Genomic DNA, 22,476 nt, shown 5'->3' with positions numbered 1-22,476 from the left:
CGAGTCAGAGTTTGTCGAACGCGGCAAAGAGTTGCGGTTGCGTGGCCGGATTGAGGGTGTCCGGGACCAAGACCCAGTGCGAGCCCGTCCACGGATCGTGGACGTCGATCTCACCGGCCGCCGGAACGTGGCGGCACCCATGTGCCAAGGCCACGATGCTCTCCTCGGTCGAACTCGACTCGTCATCTCCGACAAGCAGTATCGACAATCCGATCATCGGTCCGTGCTCGGCGAGAAACATGATCGCCTCGGCGTCCTGCGCCGAATACCCGTGCGGGAAGTCGCCGAGTATCAGTAGTCGTGGAGTGCTCGGGCCGGCGTCGTGAGACATCGCGAACTCCTGGCCGCTGTTTCTTGCCAGCCCCGCCAAATCCACAGCTTGGGCCAACTCCGTCAACCGCGCAGAAATCTCCTGATGCGTGCGAATTACCGGCCCGGCCAACTGCGCGGACAAACGATCCGTCAGCAACGTGTACGACCCGGTCAGATCGACGACGTCAAGCAATGGCATCGGCCCGGCAGCCATGATTCGCAGCGTCAACGCACTGACCACAGCGACCGCCGCTGCCCCGGAGGTGCTGTCCACCCAGATCGGCCGTGGCAGTGGGAGCGGCATGCAGTAGGGCACACTCAGTGAACTTCGGTCAGGTGCGGACAACATGCCAAGTCGCACACCATCACTCGACGTCAGAGATTCCCTCGCCGAACCCGCCGCCCATACCGGTGATTCCCAGGACGCCATCGCCCGCGGAATCACCGAATCCACGACGGTCAGCTCATGGGCCAATTGCGCGGAATCTCGCGTATGGCTCTCGCGGGCTGTCGCCACCAGTTCGTCGTGACGCTTCTGCGCAGCTTCACGGGCGGCAATACCGGCCGGCGAGTTGCGGGTGCTCGCGTCAGCTACCGCTACCGACAGTTCCTCGTCCAACCTCGTCATCGCGTATTCGCTGCTCGATATCAGCGACGCCGCCGACCTCGATGCGTCTTCGAAGATCATCCACATACGTTCGAGTGCGCGGCCCTCTTCGACGGGCTCCACAACCTGATCGTCGCGCACCGGCGCAGTAGGGCTTCCCGCGTTTGCCGGTGCGTCGTCTACCTCGACTCCGTGAACGCCGATGAGTTCGGCCAAACCGCCCGCATAGCCTTGTCCGACTGCTCGAACCTTCCACGCGCCGTTTCGCCGGTACAGCTCCCAGCAGATGACTGCGGTCTCCGAACCTGCGGTGGGAATGTCGAATTCGCCGAGCACCGAACCGGATTCATCGCTCAGCCGCGCAGACAAACCGGCAACCCGAAAGGCCCCGGCTGTGGCGGCACTCGGATCGACGCTCACGATGCACAGCACCGCTGCCGCATCGGGGTGAAGACGATCGAGATCGACCCGGACGACGTCGCCTGTCAGCTGCACGCCGGCCGTCGACGGCTGGTTGTAGAAGACAAAAGCGTCGGACGAAAGGGCTTGCAGGCGCGTATCCGTCACCATCACAGACACGTCGAACGGCGTCTGGCTGGACGCACGAAACGTCACGACGGATGTTTGCAGCGGCGCATTCTGTCCAGGAACGAACTCCACAGTCACAGCCGAGAACTATGCCACGCCGATGGGGTTCGCTTGCAGATCTGCCACAATTCGGCCTGCAACTTCGGTCATTCCGCTCGCTGTGAAATGCAAACGCTGCGCCGTCGACTCCGAGAACATGCCCTCGAACCACCGCTGTTCCGGCGCAGCACAGGCGTCGTGTCCACCCGCTACCGCGTCCGTGGCGATGTCGATGACGTGAACGCCGTACCGGCCGGCGATCGCGGCAAATTGTGTGTTGAAACGCGCGTAGTAGTTCATGAACCACGCCGCGTCACCGTCCGAGAACGGAACATTGGGCCAGCACGCCCTGGCACCGATCATCCCGCCTGCTCCGACCATGTAGATCCGCGCCTGCGGAGCCCGCTGCGTCAGCGCAGCCAGAGTCTTGTCGAGCGAATCGGCAGCCTGATCGATGCCGGACTGCGCAAGGGACTCGGTGAGCGGATCGTTGCGACATCCGCGATCGACGCCCGGTGCGGGAGCAGCACACAGTGCCCCCACGATCAGGGTGTTCGAGTCGTTGCCCCCGACCGAGAGGGTGATCAGATTCGTGTCAGGGTGTACTGCATCCAATTGGACCGGCCACTGCGTCGGAATCAGTTGGGGTGTGGAGATGATGTTCTCGCTACGAGCAGCACTGCATGACACGTCCGCGAACTCCGAGGTTCCGAGTTCGCGCGATATCTTGCCCGCAAAGTTCTCGTACGACCGCGAGCACCCGTCGGGGTACATCGGTTCCAAGCGCGGTCCCGACGCCCGGGAGTCTCCGAGAGCGGTGTACTTGATGCCTGCGTTCTCTCCGGAGTCCACGGGAACCGACGCGTGTGCGACGCCGGCACCCGCCAACGTCAGAACCAGTCCCACCACGGTGGCCGCAACTGAACCGAACCGAATCCCACGATTAATCATCTACCGAGCCAAGCCCTTTCACACCCCAACCGAATTTCACTCACTACGCCATCAGGAAACGGCCCAGCTGTGGTGCGGCTTCGCCGGCGTGCTTTGCCTGGATGCCCTCGCCGATCGCCTGCAGCTTCCATTCACCGTTCTGCCGGTACACCTTTGCCATCACCATTCCGGTGAACGCCATACCGCCCTGCATCGTGTACCGAGCCAATTCGGAGTTGGTGGTGCTGTCGACCAAACGGCAGAACGCATTCTGCACCTGCTCGAAAGTGTGCCCGCGGTACGACGTAACCGTGAAGATCACCGCGTTGACGTGCGCAGGCACCCGCTGAAGATCGACCGTCATCACTTCGTCGTCACCATCACCGTCGCCGGTCAGGTTGTCACCCATGTGACGCACCGACCCGTCCTTCGACGTGAGCTGTCCGTAGTAGCAGACGTCGACCAGATTGCCGTCGGCGTACAGGAGCGCCGACGCATCGAGGTCGACATTGGCCGTGCGGCTGCCGAACATGCCGCTCTTCTTGATCGGGTCCCAGCCCAACCCCATCTGGATCAGAGTGAGTGCAACGCCGCCCTCCTTGCGGAGCGTGACCTTCTGCCCCTTGGTGAGGCTGACGGGGCGACCCTTCACCAGGCTCACCTCAGCCGGTGCGGCAGGAGGCTGGTTGTACACCGGCGGCGCGGGCGGGGCCGGCGGCGCGTTGTACGAGGGCTGCTGTTGCGGCGGCTGGTTGTAGGCCGGCTGCTGCTGTGGCGGCTGGTTGTACGCCGGCTGCTGCTGGGGAGGCTGGTTGTACACCGGCTGCTGCTGCGGCGGCGGGCTGTAGGCCGGTTGCGGGGGTGCGGCCTGGGCAGCGGGTGCTGGTGCCTCGTCGACGGAGACACCGTGATCCGTCACCAACGCTGCAAATCCACCGGCATAGCCCTGCCCGACGGCGCGGACCTTCCACGCGCCCTGACGTCGGTACACCTCGAGCGCGATGACGATGGACTCGCTGGACAGCCCGTCGATCACGTACTCGTACAGCACGTTTCCGGCGGCATCCGATACCCGAGCCGTCGGCGCCGCGGTGCGCCCGAAATTCGAGGAAGTGTCGTCGAGAGTGATCACCGCACGAACCTGCTCGATGTCGGCAGGCACACCGGCCAGCGAAACCTTGAGCGACGCGATGCCACCCGGGTTGGGAACCAACTGCACACCTGGCCCGGTGGGCTGATTGAAGAAGACGAAGTCCGCGTCGGAGCGCACTTTGCCGTTGCCGGCCACGAGCAGTGCGGAGAGGTCAGCGGCGGCGGCCAACTGCACTGAGACAATCACCTCCGGCACATCCAACGGACCGTTCTGACCTTTGGCAAGCGATACAGACAACTACATCTCCTTCATTTCAGAGCGTGCATTACTTAGAGAGCTGCTCGGACTCTTGCAGTGTTCCGACCGTCATCGCGGCAACATGGGCGGAGAACCAACGCACAATCTCCGCACTCGCCGCGATACCGGATCCTTCTGTCACAGTAACGGTCGGCCGTTGCCAGTTGAGTTCTTCCAGCTCACCGTGCCGGGGCCGGATCGCGAAGTCCGCATATTCGAGCATGTCCGCATCGAGTGCTCCGTCTCCGGCCGACAGGACAGTGGCGTCCGGCGTGAGTTCGCCCGCGTCGACGAGGCGGGCTCGCACCTCGGCGAGTGCTCGAGATTTCGAGACCGCGTCCGGCATCGTGTAGATCTTCCGGCCTTGTCGCGAGACGTTCCATCCGCGTGAGGTGCACCAGGCACTCCAGTCCGCTTCGAAATCGGCCGGGATGGTCGACAAGTCCACTACCAAGTACGGGAACAGCTCGTCTGCCACCCGCATGGAACTGACCCAGCTGACGTCGATGCGGGTTTCCAGTTCACTGTGAACGTGCGCCAGCTCCATCCCGGCAGTGCGGGTCGATCGGTCGATCTCGCTGCGCCAGCGGAGATCGGGCTTTCCGTCCACCAGGATGTTGCCGCCGTTGCTCGTGATCGCGTATTTCCACGGAGCGCCCGGCAGGTCGATGCGCTGGAACTGCGCGATAGTCCGGGTGGTCGTGGGAATCACCGGCGTTGCCGCGCTGAGCGCCCGGAGCTGATCGATGGTCTCGGTGCTCATGTGGGACAGCGGACCGCCGTCGTAGTACTCGACGCACACGTAGTGCTGTGCCGAGGTCAGATCGGTGCCGGTGGGATCCCCGCCGATCGCGTTTTTCGAATAGATCATCGTGCGATCCAGATCGGTCGCAACCAGTACCGGTGACGCACTCATGTGATGTCCTTGATCAATCCGACGCAGGAGTACGCAAGATCGGGTACTTCCTCGACCGGGACGCCGCGAGCTTCGGCCAGCAGCCGGATGTGTGCGTGTTCGGGCGCGGCCCTCCGACGTACGAGTACCTTCCACGGCAGTCGGCGAAGCAGCACGCGGGTGGTCTCGCCGACACCCGGTTTCACGAAGTTCACGGTCGAAATCCCGTATTCCGCCTGCACCTTCTCCACCGATTCCCAGCCGGCCCAGGTCGGTGTCCGATCCGAATCGCGCACAGCGGCAAGTGAATCCGCGACATCGCTCCGTACGTTGTCGAATTCCGCCGAGACGACGTCGAGTAGACGGTTGGACACATCGACATCGGCCAGATCGGCGTAGAACTTCGCGCCGTGAAAGTCCCCGGGTCCGATGAGGGTGTCGTTGAGAACCGTCCGTGAGACCAGACCGGACACAGTCGAATTGAGGCACGCCGACGCGATCAGGAAATCGTCTCGGGTGCCGTAGGTCCGAACGCAGTATCCGGGATCCGCGAGAACAGCGAGGTCCGGATTGAATTCGGCGCCGCCCGCCGCATGATATTCGGCGAGAGCGGCCTCGAGTTCCCGGGCAATAGCACCCTTGCCCGTCCAGCCGTCGACAAAGACGATGTTCGACGCATCATGATGGCGCGCAAGATAATCGAGCGCGACAGAATCGATGCCTTTACCCCGCACAATCGACACGGCGTAGTGCGGCAAGGTCAATCCGTGGACGTGCTGCGCCCACCGACGCATCAAAATTCCCACCGGAGTACCCGCGCGGGCCAGCGAGACCAATACGACGTCGGAGCCGCGCTCGGCCAGCACCAGGTCTGTGACCGTTCCGACCGCACGCGCCAACCTGGGCGCACTCTCCGACAACACGGTTTCGAACAGTTCGCGATACGCGGCATCGGGCTGGTACTCGATGGGAAGGGATTCGGCATAATGTGCTTCACCCGACTGAATACGCTTCTCCCGCAGCGCAACATCCGCTTCGAGGTCCACGTGAGACAGATCCTTGAGCAACCACGTCACTTCGTCGGGTGCATACGAACCGAACTCCGGTCCGACCAGAGGCGCCGTCATGCGCCTTCACCTTCTCTCGAATCCCGCAACGTCGACGGGTTTGCGCCACGCACCGTTGCCACGACAACATCGGTCCCGGCATTTCTCAGTGCCTCCACGACACCGCCGGACGCCATCAGGCGATCGGTGTCGGCAGGTTCGTCCACGATCAGCACGACAAGTGCGTCGACGGCCACGTCCGGCCACTGCGCGTTGTACAGAAAGCGCGGCTCGTTCTCGCCGGATTCCGGTGCGACAAAGGTGAATCCACGACGCAGCGGGTAGCCAACATGGTCCATGACGTATGCCGGAGACCGCGTGGTCGTCTGGTACCGCACCTGGCGGCCGCCGCGTTCGAGACCGCTCGCAATGCGAAGAGGGAGATACATCAACTCTTCGTGACCGACCACGATCAGTGCACGGTCTGGTGCCACCGTCGAATCCAGAACCCTGACAGCGGCTTCGACCGCGCTGTCGAAACCTGCCGAATCCGCGTCGAGGAATCCGTGACGGCCTCCGTCCGGTACTGCCGCCGGCCACGGAATGTCCACTCTGGTGACCGAACCGCGATCGGTACCGGCAATATTGAGAGTGGGAGCATCCAGCGCCGTCACTCGTTCCGTCAGACCGAGCGGCAGAACAGTGGAACCCGATGCGAGACTGACGTAATCGATAGCCACTCCCAATTCTGCCGCGGCAGCCTCACTGGCCGCGCGATGCTCGTCGGTTCTCATGTCCACCAGCGAGGCCACGACGTACCGCTCGCGCGGGCACTGGCCGTGCAGTGCGCGAATGGCATCGATAGCTGTTGCGCCGGTAGATATTTCGTCGTCTACCAACACCAGGGGCAAATTGTTCTCGAACAGTTCCGCCGACGTCGGTTGCATCAGGTGACTTGTCGCATGCGAGTGCCCCTCCTCGAACCCGGCCAACGTAGTAGCCCCTGGTACGTCGCGGCGCGTCGAATGCAAGTAGCAGTGAGCGTGCAGGCGGGCTGCAACACAATGGCCCAAACCTGTTGCAGTTTCGGCAAATCCGAGCACAACAACGTCAACGCCGACGCCCAGGCGCTCGCGCACCAGATCACCCAGATCGTCGGCGGCCCCGATGACGACCGATGGCGGCGTCGGGATGTGCTTGCCGAGTACCGTCGACACCAACAGGTGCGCACGGCGCGGATTGCGACGCAGTCCGGGAATCACCAACTCCGGCACCGTCCGTCCGACAGCGGAGTCGCCGTGTACAAGATCCAATCCGAATTCTTCTGTGGCCCAGGGAACCGACCCCACGCTGCTGGTCATCGATCAACCAACGCCGTCAGCAGTTCGACAAACGTGATCCCCTTGTTGGTCACGCCGAAAACACGTGCGCGCAAGGCCGTCTGCCTAGCCCAGTTGCGATGCGGCTTCATCTCGTTCATCTTGTTCCGATAGCCGGACGCCTGGACCCCACCCACCTCGACGCCCAGAATGTCGAGAGCGTCGTGGTACTCCTCATGCGTGACTGCGGACAATGCATTGACCGCGGCAACGTGCGACGGGTGGATAACCGTCTTACCTTGAATGCCGTTGGCCCGATCCAAAGCGATTTCCCGCAACAAACCGTCCAGGTCGCGGCTCACCAAGTGCTGCCGGAACCGCACCGCGTCGTGCTCCTCGAACGGCGTCGCACGCAGCATCGGACGGAACATACGCTCGTGGTCCGCGAAGTACTCCCACACCGGCCCGGTGATGACAAAACCCGAACCATCGGCTCGGCCAAGGTAATTGACGATGTCGGCGATGACATCGACAACTACACGCACGTCGTAGATCGTCAAGTCGCGGTCACGGCGGATACCGAACGTGCTGCACATGTCGGTGGCGCCGATGCGAACCGCGAGAATGCGATCCCGATGACGAGTAAGAAGCTCCTGGACACTGCGCAATTCATGATCGCGGGTATCACGGTGTACCAGTTCCGGCGATTCGAGCACGGGCATGGCGTACAGATGCTTTCCGAGCGCTTCGGACGCGTCAGCGACGGCATCGAGGAATGACTCGCCGGATTCACTCCCGAATTTCGGGATGACAAATCCGGTCAGCGCAGCGCGCCCAATCGTCAGCGATTGTGCGATGTCCGCGATGTCCGAGACTTCACGGACCCGGACGAAGAGCAACATGCCGACCGCGTCCGTTGCCGCGATCTTGTCGAGCGCTGCCACGGCATTGGCCCGCGCTGTTTCCACCTCGTCGTCCGCGACGGCGTCCTCGAGATCGAGAACCATCGAACTGACACCTTCGCCAGCGCGCTTCTCCACGATCTCGGCCAACCCTGCCCTCGTGGCGGGAACGTAGAGAGTCGCGCCCAAAGCGATCGCCAGCAGATCTCGCTCGTCGGAGTCGCTGAAGGTCCGGGGAGCATGCAGGAACAGTTGTTCCCGCACATCATCCTCGAGGTGTTGAAAGTGCTGCATGTCTCTTCTCTCTATGACCGATGGCAATTCCACGTTTCATGCCCCCCACTTGATTTTTCGGGTGTCCATCCCGATCCCCCGATCGGCCCCGACCTGCATATTCAGTTCTTGGTCAGCGTCTTCCTGCTTGCGTTCGCATCTTTTCGACGACTTCGGCAATGAACGCCGAAACCGAATCCAACTGCATGACATACGACCAGTAGTCCGGATGAGTTCCCGTCAGTGACGCAGCCGCCCGTTCGATCCGCGCCAACTGCGCATCGAGCACGGACCCCCATTCCGCCACCAAACCGTGATTGACGGCAAACATCTGCGCGTCTTTCAAACGAAAACGGACCTGACGCTCTTTTTCTGTCGGATCTGCCCGAACTGCCCGAAGTGTTGTCAAACGATCCGTCACAGCATCGACGCAGGCTTCCGCCTCGGCAAGATGAAGCCGCGCATCTGCCATCAACGCCAACGCATGTTCCGGATTGCCCACATCCAAAGCCTGCATTGCCTCGTTCAAATCGGCAGCGGCGTTATCGATATGTTCACGACTCCGACTGCTGTTGTTGACCAGATCTGCTGAACTCGCGGCATTGAACTCCCGGAGCAATGCCGAATACGCAGGGTCGAGGCGGTCCACCCGCGTTCGCACCGCCGCCAGCCTCGTCGACACGGCCGACACCGTCGTCTGCGCATGTCGCTGTGTGGACGGTGCCTGGGCCAATGCTTCCGTGAGTGCTGCTGCCGCGGCGTTGACCCGCTCGGCTTCGACCCGGATTTCGTCTGCCCGCTCACCGTGTTCCGCCCGAGCGAGCGCGGCAACGGACGCGTCCAGATGCTCCGACGACGCAACTACCGACGGGTACTCGCAATAGCGCCGATCGGTATCACTCAACGCGCGGCGAGCGGCCTCGGCAGCCGTGCGCGCCTGCTGACCGAGAACCGGAATCGTGGACATCGTCGCCGTGGCCTGCTCGAGGTGGCTTCGATTGCCGTTGTAGAAAGCATCAATGCTTTGAGCAGCGGATACCAGTTCGGCCACCGACTTCTCGAAGGCCGCAGTGGCAGTGCGCGCATCACGATGGAGAGCTTGGTCGTTCCCGTACTGCTCGCTCGTGGACAGGTAGTTCGACACCGCCACGTAGCACTTGTCCCTCACCGGTTTCCAGGCCTCGCCCAGACCACGCTCGGGGAAGAGCTCGGTCGACGCTTTGACAGCAGCGGAAGCAATCGTCTGACGCTTGTCCATGTCGAGAAACGCCGAGACCATCGCAGTCTGCGCCTCCCGCGCACGACTGATCGACTCCTCCACGCTCACCCCCCGATTGAAGCGCTCCGACCATCTGCCTACCACGATTGAATCCTACGGGGCCGACTGCTTGCGCTTCCGTTTCGATTTCCACTGTTACCGCAGCCACACCCGAAGTGCCGTTAGGGTGGAGGAGGTAAACACATTCCCAAGACGGCCAATCGTCGTCGCGGGCCATGTCTCTTCTCTTGAAAGGACCCCTGAATGGGCGTCAGCTTGACCAAAGGCGGCAATGTCTCTCTCACGAAGGAGGCCCCGAACCTGACCGCAGTGGTTGTCGGCCTGGGCTGGGACGCACGTTCCACCACCGGCGCAGCCTTCGACCTCGACGCCAGCGCAATCGGCGCAGGTGCAGACAAGAAGGTCGTCTCCGACCAGCACTTCATCTTCTTCAACAACCTGCGTTCGCCCGACGGCTCGATCGAGCACAAGGGTGACAACACCGACGGTGAAGGCGAAGGCGACGACGAGCAGATCGACGTGAACCTCGCCGCTGTTCCGGCCAACATCGAGAGCGTCGTCTTCCCCGTCTCGATCTACGACGCAGAAGCACGCTCGCAGTCCTTCGGCCAGGTCCGCAACGCGTACATCCGCGTTGTCGACAAGTCCAACGGCAACGAACTTGCCCGCTACGACCTGTCCGAGGATGCCTCCACCGAGACCGCCATGGTCTTCGGCGAGCTGTACCGCAACGGCGCAGAGTGGAAGTTCCGCGCTATCGGCCAGGGCTACGCCTCGGGCCTCGCGGGCATCGCACGCGACTACGGCGTCAACGTCTGATAGTCGGCCTACCGTCGAGCTGACCAAAGGGAGAGTTCCGCAGTACGCTGTGGAACTCTCCCCGGCTTCGTCTCGATTGCGGTGAGATAACCGCTGCAGTAACCACTGCGCACTGACCAACTAGAAAGGGCCACGCTCCGTGGTACTGCGAATATTCGGTTTATCGATCGGCATTTCGATCATCGCGATGATCGTCGCGTTCATCTACGGCGGCCCCGAGGCACTATTCCTCGTTGTCATCCTGTCAATTCTGGAAATTTCGCTTTCCTTCGACAACGCCGTCATCAATGCCACCGTTCTGCGAAGAATGAGTGATTTCTGGCAGAAGATCTTCCTCACCGTCGGCATCGTCATTGCGGTGTTCGGTATGCGTCTGGTGTTCCCGCTTGTCATCGTGTGGGCGGCATCGGGCCTGGGTCCGATCGCGGCACTCGACCTCGCGCTGAACCCGCCGGCCGACGACGCCGCCTACTTCCCCAACGGCGATCCGAGCTACGAAACACTGATCACCGACGCTCACCCGACCATCGCCGCCTTCGGTGGCATGTTCTTGCTGATGCTGTTCCTCGGCTTCATCTTCGAAGAGCGTGAGATCACCTGGCTGTCCTGGCTCGAGAAGCCCCTTGCGCGGATCGGCAAGCTGGATCAGCTCGCAGTTGTCGTTGCCGGCCTCACTCTGGTTCTTGCAGGTTCGTTCCTCGCCGCAGACGACAAGGTCACGACGGTCATGATCTCCGGCGTGCTCGGCATGATCACGTACATCGCCGTCAACGGGTTGGGTGAACTCTTCAACCTTCCCGAAGAGGACGAAGACGAAGAGACCGTCAAGTCAGGCGGACCCACCGAGCTGGCCAAGGCAACAGGTAAGGCCGGATTCTTCCTGTTCCTGTATCTCGAGGTCCTCGACGCGTCCTTCTCCTTCGACGGCGTCATCGGCGCGTTTGCGATCACCTCGGACCCGATCATCATCGCTCTCGGCCTCGGCTTTGTCGGCGCGATGTTCGTCCGCTCCATCACCGTCTTCCTCGTCCGCAAGGGCACGCTGTCCGATTACGTCTACCTCGAGCACGGCGCTCACTGGGCCATCGGCGCTCTGGCCGTCATCCTGATGGTGTCCATCGGTGTTCACATCAACGAGATCATCACCGGCCTTGTTGGTGTCTTCTTGATCGGCGCGGCCTTTATCAGCAGCGTTATCCGAAACAAGCGGATCGCGAACGAAGATCCGAAACTCGACGAGAACACTCCAGCAACGGTCTGAGTTTCTTTGCTCGAACGCCCGCGGCCGATTCCGGTCGCGGGCGTTTTGTTTGCTATGTCGGAATTGATGCGGTTGCCGCGCGGCTAATGTTCGGCCGCGCGGCTAGTTGTCCCTGCGGGCGCACAATTGGCGCGCGGCACCGAATATCCGCGACTGCGACGCCACCCAGACGCCGATGCGTTAGCTGGTTGGCAAACCGGCCCGCGCGACTGCGCCTGCAAATAGAGCGGTCACTGCGGCGCCCATTGCTTGTTGATCGACTTCTTCCGGGTCCACGGAGTGTTCGAGAACCAATCCGGATATCAAGGCCATCAACGAGATTGCGGTAGTCCGCACATCGAAGGCATCCTCGACGCCCCATTCCCGGGCTCGCGCACCGATCAATTCCACCAGTTGACTGCGTAGGTGCCGACGCTCTCGGAGGTATGCCTGGGCGATCTGGGGGTCACGTCCGGCGAGGACTCCGAATTCGAGGACGAGCAGCAACCACCCGGGGTTGCCCGCCATCCACGACGCGATTGCCTCGCCGCTTTTGCCGGCGGCGTCGGTGGGGCTCATGCCCGCGATCTCGGCGAGCACCCTTCCGGCAAGTTCGAGTGACCGTTGCGCAAATAGTTCGGCAAACAGGTCTTGCTTGGACTCGAAGTTGGAGTAGACGGCGCCCTTCGTGAAGCCCGCTCGGCGGGCCACTTCGGTGAGACGTGCAGCACTGAATCCTTGCTCCCCAAATTCTTCCGCTGCAGCGTCGAGCAGTCTTTGCCGCACAACATCGCGTCCGGGGCGGGTTGCCGGCACGAAGTCCGGTTGACGGGATTCGGTCACGATACCTAGAGTATTCAATACCTCGGGTATTGACAAGCTCTTTACTTTCGACAAGATCAGGACTCATCGTGACCACAACGCATCCGGCACACGCCGCACCGGAAACACCCACGCCTCCGCACGAACACCCCAGCGACAACTTGCTGGCCAAATACGGCGCCCCGAAAGTCATGGTCGCGCTGTTCGTCGGCATGATCCTGCTCCAGATGGGCTTCATCCTCAGCTATGTCGCCGCGTTCCATCAGCCGACGCCACGTGACATCGAGATTGTGGTCATCGCAGATCAGGGCACACCGGCCGGCATGGATCAGCAGATCGCCGACAAGCTCAACGCCATCGACGGCAGCCCGCTCGACGCACGAGTTGGCGACAACACCGCCGCAGCGCGTCGGATGCTCCACGATCGCCAGATCCAGGGTGCGTTTGTCATCAATCCGGCGGGAGCCGACACCCTGATCACCGCCAGTGCGGGCGGTAGCTCCATTGCAACGTCACTCGAATCGATCTTTACCCAGGTCGAGAGCAGCCAGAACCGCGAGTTCGTGGTGCGCGACGAGATCCCGGTGGGCGCTCACGACAACCGCGGCCTGTCCGGCTTCTACCTCTCGATCGGCTGGGTTGTGGGCGGCTACCTCTTTGCCGCAGCAATCGGCCTGTTCATCGGTGCACCGAAGACGCTTCGCCAGGCAGCTGCGCATACCGGTGTGATCGCCGTGTACTCGGTGATTTCCGGGGCGTTTGGCGCACTCATCACGTCGCACGTTCTCGGGACCTTTGCCGGGCACTGGCTCCCGCTCTCGCTGCTGGGAAGTGCCGTCGTGTTCGGTACGGCAATGTTCACGGTCGGACTCCGCGCGGCAATCGGCGTTCTCGCCGTCCCGTTGGCGATCGCAGTGTTTGTCATCCTCGGCAATCCCAGTGCCGGAGGCGCTTTCGGCTCGAATGTGCTCCCGTCGTTCTATGCCGCGATCGGCCGGTGGATCACTCCGGGCGCCGGCACCGAGGGTGTTCGAAGCATCGTGTACTTCGGCAACGTCGGAGTCGGCCAGCCCGTGCTGACGCTTTTCCTGTACGCCGCGGTCGGCGCCGCCATGTTGTTCGGATTTACAATCAGGAAGAACCGAAAGTCCGCCGACACAGTGCCAACTCCGGCTGTGACAATCGCCGACTAGTCCTACTCTTGAATTCATGACGAGCCTCCTCCACCCCAACGCCTCGCACGTCGCCGAAACCCTGATCGCTCGCGGTCATCACGGCGTCATCGTCACGCAAGCCGACGCGACGCACACTGCCGAAGAAGCAGCGGCAGCTGTCGGGGTGGAGGTGGGCGCGATCACCAAGTCACTCGTCTTCCTACTCGACGACGATCCAGTGTTGTTGCTGGTCTCAGGCGCGCACCAGGTGAATCTGCAGGCAACGGGTGAGCGCCTCGAAGGCAAACTGACCCGGGCTCCGCTGGAGATGGCCAAGGCCGCAACGGGTCAACCCATCGGCGGAGTAGCGCCGCTCGGGCACCCCACCAACCTGCCGACGTACGTCGACACTGCGCTCGAGCAGTATCCGATCCTGTGGGCCGCGGCGGGCCATCCGAACACAGTCTTCCGCACGACGTATCCGGAACTACTGCGCATCACGGCCGGCCTTGCCGTGGATATGGACTAAGGACGGTCAGACGCGCGCTTATAGTGGGTCGAAAGACCAAATTTCCCACCGGAGAGCCCCGTTGACTGACACGCCGAACGATATTTCCAACCCAACCACACCCGACGCGACCACCGCGCCCGAGTTGTCCACCGGCATCTGCGCCGCCGACTACCGGGCCGCACTGGGCCGTCACCCCGCGGGAGTCACTGTTGTCACCCTCGACTCCGGCACCGGACCGGTAGGGTTCACGGCGACCTCGTTCTCGTCGCTCTCGCTCGAGCCGCCGCTCGTGTCGTTCAACATCGCGGAGACGTCGTCGAGCATCACCGCCCTGAAGGCCGCAAAGTCCTTGGTGATTCATCTTCTCGGTGAACACCAACAACATTTGGCCCAGCGCTTTGCGCGCAGCGCCGATCAGCGTTTTGCCGATCAATCACTCTGGGCTGTCCTCGATACCGGCGAGCCGGTTCTGCACGGCACGCCCAGTTGGATGCGCGTCACGGTCGATCAGTTGATTCCGGTTGGCGACCACACCCTTGTTGTCGGGCTTGTCACCCGAGTTCACGCCGACGAAGACGATGATTCCGCCGCGGCGCCGCTTCTTTATCACGAGGGCAAGTACTACCGCCCCACTCCGCTGGGACAATAACCTCGAACAACGAAGGCCTCGCCGGGAATCCGGCGAGGCCTTCGTTGTTCGCGAAAGAACTTACAGCGCTACGTACTTGGTATCGAGGTACTCGTCGATACCTTCGGTTCCGCCTTCGCGACCGAAGCCCGATTCCTTGACGCCACCGAACGGTGCTGCGGCATCGGAGATCGCGCCGCGGTTGACGCCGACCATGCCGGTGTCCAGCTTCGCCGAGACGCGCATCGCGCGATCGATGTCGCGGGTGTAGAAGTACGCCACAAGCCCGAACTCGGTGTTGTTCGCTGCGGCGATGGCTTCGTCTTCGGTGTCGAAACCGACTACGGCTGCAACAGGTCCGAAGATTTCTTCCTTCAGCAGGCGCGCGTCGGCGGGCACCTGGTCGAGAACGGTCGGGGTGAAGAAGAACCCCGGGCCTTCTGGCGCCGATCCGCCGGTGCGCACGCGAGCACCCTTGGACACGGCGTCGTCGACGAGTCCGGTGACGGTGGCGAGTTGCTTGGTGTTGATCAGCGGGCCGATGTTGGTACCCTCGGCGTCACCTGCGCCCACCTTCAAGGCCGCAACCTTGGCGGTGAACTTGTCGGTGAATTCTTCGCGCACCGAGTTGGCAACGTAAATGCGGTTAGCTGCGGTGCACGCCTCGCCGCCGTTACGCATCTTCGCAAGCATCGCACCGTCGACAGCTGCATCGATGTCGGCATCGTCGAAGACGATGAACGGAGCGTTGCCACCCAGTTCCATGGACGTGCGGAGAAGCTTGTCAGCGGCATTGCGCACCAACAGCTTTCCGACGCCGGTGGAACCGGTGAACGTAACCTTGCGCAGACGTGCGTCTTCCATCAGCGGTCCGCTGATAGCTGCGGCGTCGGAGGTCGGGAGGATCGAGAGCACACCGTCAGGCAGGCCGGCGTCGGCAAATACCTGGCCGAGAAGCTGCATGGTGAGCGGAGTGTCCTCGGCCGGCTTGACGATGATGGTGCAGCCGGCCGCAAGTGCCGGTCCGATCTTTCGGGTTCCCATGGCCAACGGGAAATTCCACGGCGTGATCGCCAGAACCGGTCCGACGGCTTCCTTGGTGACGAGGATGCGACCGTTACCGGCCGGAGCCTGTGTGAAACGTCCACCGATGCGGACGGCTTCCTCACTGAACCAACGCAGGAACTCGCCGCCGTAGTTGACCTCACCGCGACTCTCGGCCAACGACTTACCCATTTCCAGGGTCATCATCAGCGCGAAGTCCTCGGCGCGGGCGTGCAACAACTCGAACGCGCGACGCAAGATCTCGCCACGGGTCCGAGCGGGCGTCGCGGCCCAATCATCTTGTGCCGCAGCAGCGAGATCGAGCGCACGGATACCGTCAGCTGCAGTGGCGTCGGCTACCTGAGCCAACTCTTCGCCGGTTGCCGGGTTGTAGACCGCAAAGGTCTTCTCGGCCGGCGTGAGCTTGCCGCCCAGCCAGAGACCTTGGGGTACGGAATCGAGAAGTTCCGAGACGTTCGACATGTCAGTTCTCCTGTGCTGCAGTGCGAATAGCAGACTCGAGGACGGTCAGGGCGTCGTCGAGCAGCTCTTCGGAAATGACCAACGGAGGGAGTAGACGAATGACGTTACCGTAAGTGCCGCACGTGAGGATCACAACGCCTGCCGCGAGGCACGCAGCTGCGATGGCCTTCGTGATGTCGGCATCCGGCTCCTGTCCGCCGGGCTTGACCAGCTCGATGGCGAGCATGGCGCCGCGTCCACGAACGTCGCCGATGACGTCGAGTTCCTTTGCCAGCGCGTTCATTCGACCGACGACGGTGGTCTCGATGGTGCGGGCGCGACCACAGAGGTCCAGCTCGTGCATCTGGTCGATGGATGCCAGCGCCGCGGCGCAGGCGACGGGGTTACCGCCGTACGTGCCGCCGAGGCCGCCCGGGTGGACTGCGTCGATCAGGTCGGCGCGGCCTGTGACAGCTGCGAGCGGCATACCGCCGGCGATGCCCTTGGCAAGCGTGACCAGGTCCGGGACGATTCCCTCGTGGTCGCTGGCGAACCAGGCACCGGTGCGAGCAAAGCCTGCCTGGACCTCGTCGGCGATGAAGACGACGCCGTTCTCCTTGGCCCACGCGACGAGCGTCGGGAGGAATCCTTCTGCGGGAACGATGAATCCGCCCTCACCCTGGATGGGCTCGATGAGGATGGCTGCCGTGTTCGACGCGCCGATCTGCTTCTCGATCATCGTGATGGCGCGCTGTGCAGCCTGCTCACCGGTGATCTTCGAACCGTCGACGTTCAGGCCCTCGCGGTACGGGTAGGACATCGGAACGCGGTAGACCTCGGGGGCAAACGGGCCGAAGCCACTCTTGTACGGCATGGACTTTGCCGTCAGTGCCATCGTGAGGTTGGTGCGGCCGTGGTACGCGTGATCGAACACCACAACGGCGTCGCGACCCGTTGCGTGACGCGCGATCTTGACGGCGTTCTCGACGGCTTCGGCGCCGGAGTTGAACAGAACGGAACGCTTCTCGTGGTCACCGGGGGTGAGCTCGGCGAGGCGCTCGGCGACCTCGATGTAGCCCTCGTACGGAGCGACCATGAAACAGGTGTGGGTGAAGTGCGCAACCTGATCCTGAACTGCGGCGACAACAGCCGGGTTGGATGCACCGACGCTGGTCACGGCGATACCGGCACCGAGATCGACGAGCGAGTTGCCGTCGACATCGACGATCACTCCGCCGTCCGCGTCAGCGACGTACACCGGAAGGGTGGACGCGACGCCTGCTCCGACAACCTTCTTACGACGCTCTGCGAGCGCAGCCGAGCGCGGGCCCGGGAACTCCGTGACGATGCGACGTTCCTGCGGAAGCCGGTATTCGATTGCACTCATGTGACCACCCTCTCGGTTGTGTATTGCATTCGAGTATGCGACGCGCGAGCACCATCGAGCAGTGCCGAAATGGATATCTACATACTCAGGCCTACTCCATATCGGCAGCTCCCGCTAGCCTTGAACTCGTGACCGTTCCGATCTCCTGGCTTCTGCGTCAGAAGCACCTGTCGCTGACATTGCTGACCGACCCGTCGTCATCCACTCAGCCGGTCACGTTTGCACAGGCCACAGAGCTGACGGACCCCACTCCGTGGCTCTCGGGCGGGGAACTGGTGCTCACCACCGGGCTTGCATTCGTGGGCGCTACTGCCACTGATTTTGCCGACTACGTCGACCGTTTGGCGTCGGCGGAAGTGTCAGCGCTGGGGTTCGGAACGGGACTTTCTCACAAAGAGGTCCCGCCGGAGCTTCTCGCAGCTGCCCGCGGTCGCGGACTTCCCCTGCTCGACGTTCCGTTCACCACCCCGTTCGCGGCAGTCACCCGCGCGGTGATGACCCGGCTGAGTCAGCAGGAGTACGAGTCCGTCCTGCGCGCGGCAGAAGTACAGACGCGCATCACCCGGGTTGCGCTGCGCGGCGGTGTCTCCGCGATCGTGCGCGAACTGGCCACGGCGACAAAAACTTCGGTTGCGTTTGTCGGCGACCGCATTACCGCCGTACATCCCGCAAATCAGAAGTCGCTGATCGCCGAGGTGCGTGCCGTGGCCGCGACCACTCGCGATCCCAATGCACCGGCATCGATTTCGCAGAGCACCCCCGAGCGGACGCTTACGCTCTCCCCGGTCGGCGTGACCGACAGTTGGCACGGCTACCTTGCGCTGGCCGGTTCGGGACCACTGAGCAACATCGACAGAGTGCTTCTCGGACATGCTGTTTCACTGTTGACCCTCGAACTCGAGAAGCCAGTGCGCCTGCGGGCCGAACGATCCAAACTGAACTCGATGGCATTCGGACTGCTACTCGACGGACGAATCGCCGAAGACGCCGTGCCGTCGTATCTCGGCGAAGCGAGCGACACCAACGGATTGGTACGCGTCGTCCACATCCGAGGATCAGCGCTGGGACCTGCTCTACGCGAGCTGGATAGCGCACTTGCACGCGCAGGAAGACCTCTTTTTGCCCAAGTGGAGAACACTGCACTCACCGTGCTGCTTCGTGGCACCGATACCGTCGACACCGCACAAGCGCTTCTGGCGCAGCTGTCTCCGAGCGAATCCAAAGCAGTTCGCGCCGGGATCAGCACGCCGCACCCAATCCTCGACGCTGCGCGCGCACTCGTCCAAGCCCGCGCTGCAGCCAACCTCACAACGGCTACAGCGCGCATTCTCGAATTCGATGCACTGACGGGTTCGACGATTCTTGCGTCCGAACCCGCAAGAGAAGCGCTTGTTGCCATGGCCGCCGACACGATTCCCGTGCTGACCGAACACGACGACAAACACGGAACAGCCCTCGCGATCTCGCTCCGCGCCTACCTCGAGGCCAACGGCCAATGGGAATCTGCCGCTTCCGAACTCGGTATCCACCGGCACACTCTCCGAGGTCGCATCACCCGCGTCGAAGAACTCTTGCGATGCGACCTCGGCGAGGCCAGGGTCAGAGCTGAACTGCTGCTGTCGCTACTCGCTTGGGAGAGCCGCTGACAAGAACGACGATGTGCCGCGGATCAGCAGTTCGAGTTCCGCATCGACGGTGCACAGTCGTGCAGTGTCGAGCGAACCGCTGCGGCGAACACTGGACATCAACGTCGTAAATCGGTGCACAGCATCGATATTGGCGCTCGACCACCGCTGCACCACGCCGTCGCGATCGTCGTCGAGAGCACCTGATACCAGATCCGCGAATCGCGTCGTCAATCGAGCATGAACGGCAGCGCTGCCCATGACCTCCCAATGTGAAGCTCCGACGGCAACGTCGACGCCGCCGAGCACGTCACCCAGATCAAGCTCTGCAGCGAGCTCACGGTAGACGGTCGCAGCCGCCTGGACCGACGTATTCTCCTGCAGTGCAAGGTCGGCCAACGCCAGAGCTCCGAAGGACACCTCGATACGTTCGCTCGAGTTCAGCCCCGCCGTGAGTTCGCGCACCGGCCCCGACCATCGATCGATGTCTGCCCGCGGGTTCACCGCAAACCGTCCGGCCGCTCCTGGCCGTCGCAGCACCCAGCTCATTTCGGACTCGAGCAACTGTTGCAGTCGATCAAGTGCCTGAAGTTGTTCGGCAGCATCAAGATCGGAGTTCAGAATGTCGCGGCGCAGACCCTCGGTGCCGAGCACCTCACTGACCACCGCATACGCCAACGACGCTTCCGGGCTGCGCACACCCAAGTGCTCTTCCAGCCGGAACAGCACACCCGGCCCTACGCGGTTGACCAGTTCGTCGACCACCGAAGTGATGATGATGTCGCGTCCGAGTCGGTGCGCCTGCACAGCCTCTGGCGCTGCCTCGACCACCGACGGCGGGAAGTACTGCGTCAGCCGGTCGGCAAAGATCTTGTTGTCAGGGGCCTCGGAAGCACCCAACTCGGCAGTCAGCACATTCTTCGACTGAGCAACCAGCACAGCAAGTTCGGGGCGAAGAAGCCCCTGACCTGCCCGGGCCCGCACGGCAAGCGACTTGGCATCCGGCAGCGATTCTTCGACGCGTTTCATGGCGCCCGCCGCAATCAGATTCTCGATCAGCCGCTCATGCTGGTCGAGAAGTGCCGGCGCTCGATGCTCGGCCAGGCTGATGGCAAGGGTTTGATCCTCGCTGGCCTTCAGTACCGACGCGGCTACCTCGTCCTGGGCCGACGCCAGAAGCGCATTTCGTGAGCCGGAATCCAACCCCGCAAGAGCGATCTTGATGTTGACCTCTCGGTCCGACGTCGCAACACCGGCCGCATTGTCGATGAAGTCGGCGTTGATTCGTCCACCGCCGGCAGAGTATTCGATCCGCGCGCGCTGTGTGAAACCGAGATTGCCGCCCTCCCCCACCACGCCGGCACGCAATTCGTCCGCACTCACACGAACACCGTCGTTGGACGGATCGGCCGCGTCGACGTTGCTCTCGCCCGACGCCTTCACGTATGTGCCAACGCCCCCGTTCCACAACAGGTCGACCGGCGCACACAGGATCGCCCGGATCAATTCCTGCGGGGTGAGCTTCTCCTCGGTGATTCCGAGTGCGTCGCGGGCCTCGCGCGGAAGACTGATGGACTTTGCGCTGCGCGGCCACACGCCGCCGCCGCTCGATATCACGGTGCGATCGAAGTCGTCCCAGGACGAGCGCGGCACGGTGAAGAGGCGGGCGCGTTCGCGCAGCGTGGCCTCCAGGTCAGGGTTCGGGTCGATGAAGATGTGGCGGTGGTCGAACGCCGCAACCAGACGAATCTTGTGCGAGAGCAACATTCCGTTGCCGAACACGTCGCCGGACATGTCGCCGATCCCCGCGACGGTGAAAGGATCAGTGTCGACGTCCACACCACGTTCGGCAAAATGGCGTCGCACAGCCACCCACGCGCCGCGGGCGGTGATGCCCATGGCCTTGTGGTCGTAGCCGGCCGAACCACCCGACGCAAAGGCGTCGCCCAGCCAGAAACCACGCTCGATCGCAATGCCGTTCGCCACGTCGGAGAACCGGGCGGTTCCCTTGTCCGCTGCCACCACAAGATACGAGTCTTCACCGTCGTAGGCGATCACTTCGGCCGGATGTACCGGCGAGCCGTCGACGATGTTGTCCACCACGTCGAGCAGTCCGCGAATGAACGTGCTGTACGACTCCTGCACCTGGTCCGGTGTGGGCGTGGATGTTCCGCGCACGACAAAAGCGCCCTTGGCTCCGGTCGGAACGATGGGCGAGTTCTTGACACTCTGGGTTTTCATGAGGCTCAAGGCCTCGGTGCGGAAGTCCTCGAAGCGATCGGACCATCGCAGGCCGCCACGGGCCACCGACGAGCTACGCAGGTGAACGCCCTCGACGTTGGGTGCGCTGACGTAGATCTCGCGGAACGGAACGGTTTTCTGCGGCGTCGACAGAACCTGGGAGTCGATCTTGAACGACGCATACGACAGCGGATTGCCGGCGCCGTCGCGCAGGTACCAGTTGGTCCGCAATGTTGCCTGGAGAAACGAGCGAACACCGCGGAGAACCCGATCTTCGTCGAGAGTGTCTGCGCTGTCGACCAACTCGTCGATCAAGGTGATCGCGGCGGCAACCGCCACACTGCGCTTCGGCACTGCCGGGTCGAATCGCGCAGTGAACAGTCCGAGTGCCGCCCGAACGAATAGGGGTTTCGCTTGCAATACTCCCACGATGTAGCCTTCGGACAGCCCGATGCGTGCCTGCGCGAGGAACCGGCACGCCGCGCGCAGCAACTCTGCGTCACGCCACGTGATGTCGGCTCGGCCGATCAGGCTGGAGAAGTTGTCCATCCGGGTCCTACCGGCAACAACAGCTTCGAAAGCCGAGGCCATCTTCTCGAGTGCACCGCCGTCGAAGGCGCAGGGCTCGAAGGTGAAATGATGCGCCGATCCGAGAACTGTCGGAAGTGGGCGGTGCGTCGACACTCGAAGTCCGAGGGATTCGAAGTTCTCGCACAGATCGGAGAGGGAGGGCTCTCCGGAGGGCCACAGAACCACGCCGGTCAGTTCGTCGCCCTGACGAAATACCAGTCGTTGCCCTGCTGCTGCCAACTCGGCAACCAGTCCCAACGCTGGATCCGCTGAGTCCGCGAATTCTGACTTGGTTGCCGTTGATGTGCTCGCCATTGAACACCCTCCTGGAAAGTATTGGATCCGAACACTTTCCAGTGTTACGTGCATCACCGAATAAAGTTCGTGCCCGAT

Annotated in this window: 18 protein-coding genes; 6 read left to right on the top strand and 12 right to left on the bottom strand. The window is 62.6% G+C overall.

The window, feature by feature from the left end; translation table 11 throughout:
* Window positions 1–4: 4 nt before the first annotated feature.
* The 8 genes from CJ178_RS23490 to CJ178_RS23455 form a co-directional block, all read right to left on the bottom strand.
* Window positions 5–1,585: a TerD family protein gene (locus CJ178_RS23490; protein ID WP_257013400.1), complete on the bottom strand. Its 1,581-nt coding sequence runs from the start codon at window positions 1,583–1,585 to the stop codon at window positions 5–7.
* A gap of 9 nt (window positions 1,586–1,594) precedes the next feature.
* Window positions 1,595–2,497: an SGNH/GDSL hydrolase family protein gene (locus CJ178_RS23485; protein WP_095888139.1), complete on the bottom strand. Its 903-nt coding sequence runs from the start codon at window positions 2,495–2,497 to the stop codon at window positions 1,595–1,597.
* A gap of 43 nt (window positions 2,498–2,540) precedes the next feature.
* Window positions 2,541–3,866: a TerD family protein gene (locus tag CJ178_RS23480; protein WP_095888138.1), complete on the bottom strand. Its 1,326-nt coding sequence runs from the start codon at window positions 3,864–3,866 to the stop codon at window positions 2,541–2,543.
* A gap of 28 nt (window positions 3,867–3,894) precedes the next feature.
* Entirely contained in the window at window positions 3,895–4,782 is an 888-nt protein-coding gene (locus CJ178_RS23475) for an HAD family hydrolase (RefSeq protein WP_095888137.1), read from the bottom strand.
* Window positions 4,779–5,888: a cysteine protease StiP family protein gene (locus tag CJ178_RS23470; protein ID WP_092806011.1), complete on the bottom strand. Its 1,110-nt coding sequence runs from the start codon at window positions 5,886–5,888 to the stop codon at window positions 4,779–4,781. The genes CJ178_RS23475 and CJ178_RS23470 overlap by 4 nt, the downstream gene beginning before the upstream one ends.
* A complete protein-coding gene (locus CJ178_RS23465) occupies window positions 5,885–7,168 on the bottom strand; it encodes a phosphoribosyltransferase family protein (protein WP_095888136.1) in 1,284 nt (427 codons plus the stop codon). Before CJ178_RS23465 ends, CJ178_RS23470 begins: the two co-directional genes overlap by 4 nt.
* Window positions 7,165–8,322 (bottom strand): HpcH/HpaI aldolase/citrate lyase family protein, encoded by a 1,158-nt coding sequence (locus tag CJ178_RS23460; RefSeq protein WP_092806007.1) that lies wholly within the window; start codon window positions 8,320–8,322, stop codon window positions 7,165–7,167. Before CJ178_RS23460 ends, CJ178_RS23465 begins: the two co-directional genes overlap by 4 nt.
* Window positions 8,323–8,434: 112 nt before the next feature.
* Window positions 8,435–9,580, bottom strand: a complete 1,146-nt coding sequence (locus CJ178_RS23455) for a hypothetical protein (protein ID WP_033236375.1) — start codon at window positions 9,578–9,580, stop codon at window positions 8,435–8,437.
* A 243-nt stretch (window positions 9,581–9,823) separates the two neighbouring features.
* Here CJ178_RS23455 and CJ178_RS23450 point away from each other — a divergent pair, with 243 nt between their 5' ends.
* Window positions 9,824–10,399: a TerD family protein gene (locus CJ178_RS23450; protein ID WP_033236300.1), complete on the top strand. Its 576-nt coding sequence runs from the start codon at window positions 9,824–9,826 to the stop codon at window positions 10,397–10,399.
* Window positions 10,400–10,538: 139 nt separating this feature from the next.
* Window positions 10,539–11,660 carry a DUF475 domain-containing protein gene (locus CJ178_RS23445; protein ID WP_095888135.1) on the top strand — a complete coding sequence of 374 codons (1,122 nt, stop codon included), beginning with the start codon at window positions 10,539–10,541 and terminating at the stop codon, window positions 11,658–11,660.
* Between the two features lie 180 nt (window positions 11,661–11,840).
* Here CJ178_RS23445 and CJ178_RS23440 read toward each other — a convergent pair whose 3' ends face one another.
* Window positions 11,841–12,482, bottom strand: coding sequence for a TetR/AcrR family transcriptional regulator (locus tag CJ178_RS23440; protein WP_095888134.1), 642 nt, complete (start codon window positions 12,480–12,482; stop codon window positions 11,841–11,843).
* A 68-nt stretch (window positions 12,483–12,550) separates the two neighbouring features.
* On the opposite strand from CJ178_RS23440, the gene CJ178_RS23435 reads away from it, so the two are divergent.
* The 3 genes from CJ178_RS23435 (at window position 12,551) to dszD (ending at window position 14,775) form a co-directional block, all read left to right on the top strand.
* Window positions 12,551–13,654, top strand: a complete 1,104-nt coding sequence (locus CJ178_RS23435) for a hypothetical protein (protein WP_095888133.1) — start codon at window positions 12,551–12,553, stop codon at window positions 13,652–13,654.
* A gap of 16 nt (window positions 13,655–13,670) precedes the next feature.
* Entirely contained in the window at window positions 13,671–14,144 is a 474-nt protein-coding gene (locus CJ178_RS23430) for a YbaK/EbsC family protein (RefSeq protein ID WP_033236297.1), read from the top strand.
* A 61-nt stretch (window positions 14,145–14,205) separates the two neighbouring features.
* Complete coding sequence (dszD, locus tag CJ178_RS23425) at window positions 14,206–14,775, top strand: NADH:FMN oxidoreductase DszD (protein WP_033236296.1); 570 nt, start codon at window positions 14,206–14,208, stop codon at window positions 14,773–14,775.
* 60 nt (window positions 14,776–14,835) lie between these two features.
* On the opposite strand, the gene CJ178_RS23420 is transcribed toward dszD, so the two are convergent.
* Both CJ178_RS23420 and gabT read right to left on the bottom strand, forming a co-directional pair.
* Window positions 14,836–16,281 carry an NAD-dependent succinate-semialdehyde dehydrogenase gene (locus tag CJ178_RS23420; RefSeq protein WP_095888132.1) on the bottom strand — a complete coding sequence of 482 codons (1,446 nt, stop codon included), beginning with the start codon at window positions 16,279–16,281 and terminating at the stop codon, window positions 14,836–14,838.
* Window position 16,282: 1 nt separating this feature from the next.
* The gene (gabT, locus tag CJ178_RS23415) at window positions 16,283–17,647 is read right to left on the bottom strand and encodes a 4-aminobutyrate--2-oxoglutarate transaminase (RefSeq protein ID WP_033236294.1); all 1,365 of its coding nucleotides are present in this window, start codon (window positions 17,645–17,647) and stop codon (window positions 16,283–16,285) included.
* Between the two features lie 128 nt (window positions 17,648–17,775).
* Between gabT and CJ178_RS23410 the strand changes: the two genes are divergently transcribed.
* Complete coding sequence (locus tag CJ178_RS23410; RefSeq protein ID WP_092805995.1) at window positions 17,776–19,293, top strand: PucR family transcriptional regulator; 1,518 nt, start codon at window positions 17,776–17,778, stop codon at window positions 19,291–19,293.
* Here CJ178_RS23410 and CJ178_RS23405 read toward each other — a convergent pair.
* The gene (locus tag CJ178_RS23405) at window positions 19,270–22,398 is read right to left on the bottom strand and encodes an NAD-glutamate dehydrogenase domain-containing protein (RefSeq protein ID WP_095888131.1); all 3,129 of its coding nucleotides are present in this window, start codon (window positions 22,396–22,398) and stop codon (window positions 19,270–19,272) included. The two genes, CJ178_RS23410 and CJ178_RS23405, sit on opposite strands and share 24 nt — an antisense overlap.
* Between the last annotated feature and the right edge of the window lie 78 nt (window positions 22,399–22,476).

The sequence above is a fragment of the Rhodococcus sp. ACPA4 genome (assembly GCF_002300185.1).
Classification (GTDB): Bacteria; Actinomycetota; Actinomycetes; order Mycobacteriales; family Mycobacteriaceae; genus Rhodococcus_F; species Rhodococcus_F globerula.
The sequence above is the reverse complement of the archived record's forward strand: the minus strand, read 5'-3'. Positions and strand labels throughout refer to the sequence as shown.

What these genes read in the sequence shown, in the direction of transcription:
- CJ178_RS23430 (WP_033236297.1), top strand. Translation starts at nt 13,671, where the DNA reads ATGACGAGCCTCCTCCACCCCAACGCCTCGCACGTCGCCGAAACCCTG.
- CJ178_RS23455 (WP_033236375.1), bottom strand. Translation starts at nt 9,580, where the DNA reads ATGGTCTCGGCGTTTCTCGACATGGACAAGCGTCAGACGATTGCTTCC.
- CJ178_RS23450 (WP_033236300.1), top strand. Translation starts at nt 9,824, where the DNA reads ATGGGCGTCAGCTTGACCAAAGGCGGCAATGTCTCTCTCACGAAGGAG.
- CJ178_RS23465 (WP_095888136.1), bottom strand. Translation starts at nt 7,168, where the DNA reads ATGACCAGCAGCGTGGGGTCGGTTCCCTGGGCCACAGAAGAATTCGGA.
- CJ178_RS23405 (WP_095888131.1), bottom strand. Translation starts at nt 22,398, where the DNA reads ATGGCGAGCACATCAACGGCAACCAAGTCAGAATTCGCGGACTCAGCG.
- gabT (WP_033236294.1), bottom strand. Translation starts at nt 17,647, where the DNA reads ATGAGTGCAATCGAATACCGGCTTCCGCAGGAACGTCGCATCGTCACG.
- CJ178_RS23470 (WP_092806011.1), bottom strand. Translation starts at nt 5,888, where the DNA reads ATGACGGCGCCTCTGGTCGGACCGGAGTTCGGTTCGTATGCACCCGAC.
- CJ178_RS23460 (WP_092806007.1), bottom strand. Translation starts at nt 8,322, where the DNA reads ATGCAGCACTTTCAACACCTCGAGGATGATGTGCGGGAACAACTGTTC.
- CJ178_RS23485 (WP_095888139.1), bottom strand. Translation starts at nt 2,497, where the DNA reads ATGATTAATCGTGGGATTCGGTTCGGTTCAGTTGCGGCCACCGTGGTG.
- CJ178_RS23420 (WP_095888132.1), bottom strand. Translation starts at nt 16,281, where the DNA reads ATGTCGAACGTCTCGGAACTTCTCGATTCCGTACCCCAAGGTCTCTGG.
- CJ178_RS23475 (WP_095888137.1), bottom strand. Translation starts at nt 4,782, where the DNA reads ATGAGTGCGTCACCGGTACTGGTTGCGACCGATCTGGATCGCACGATG.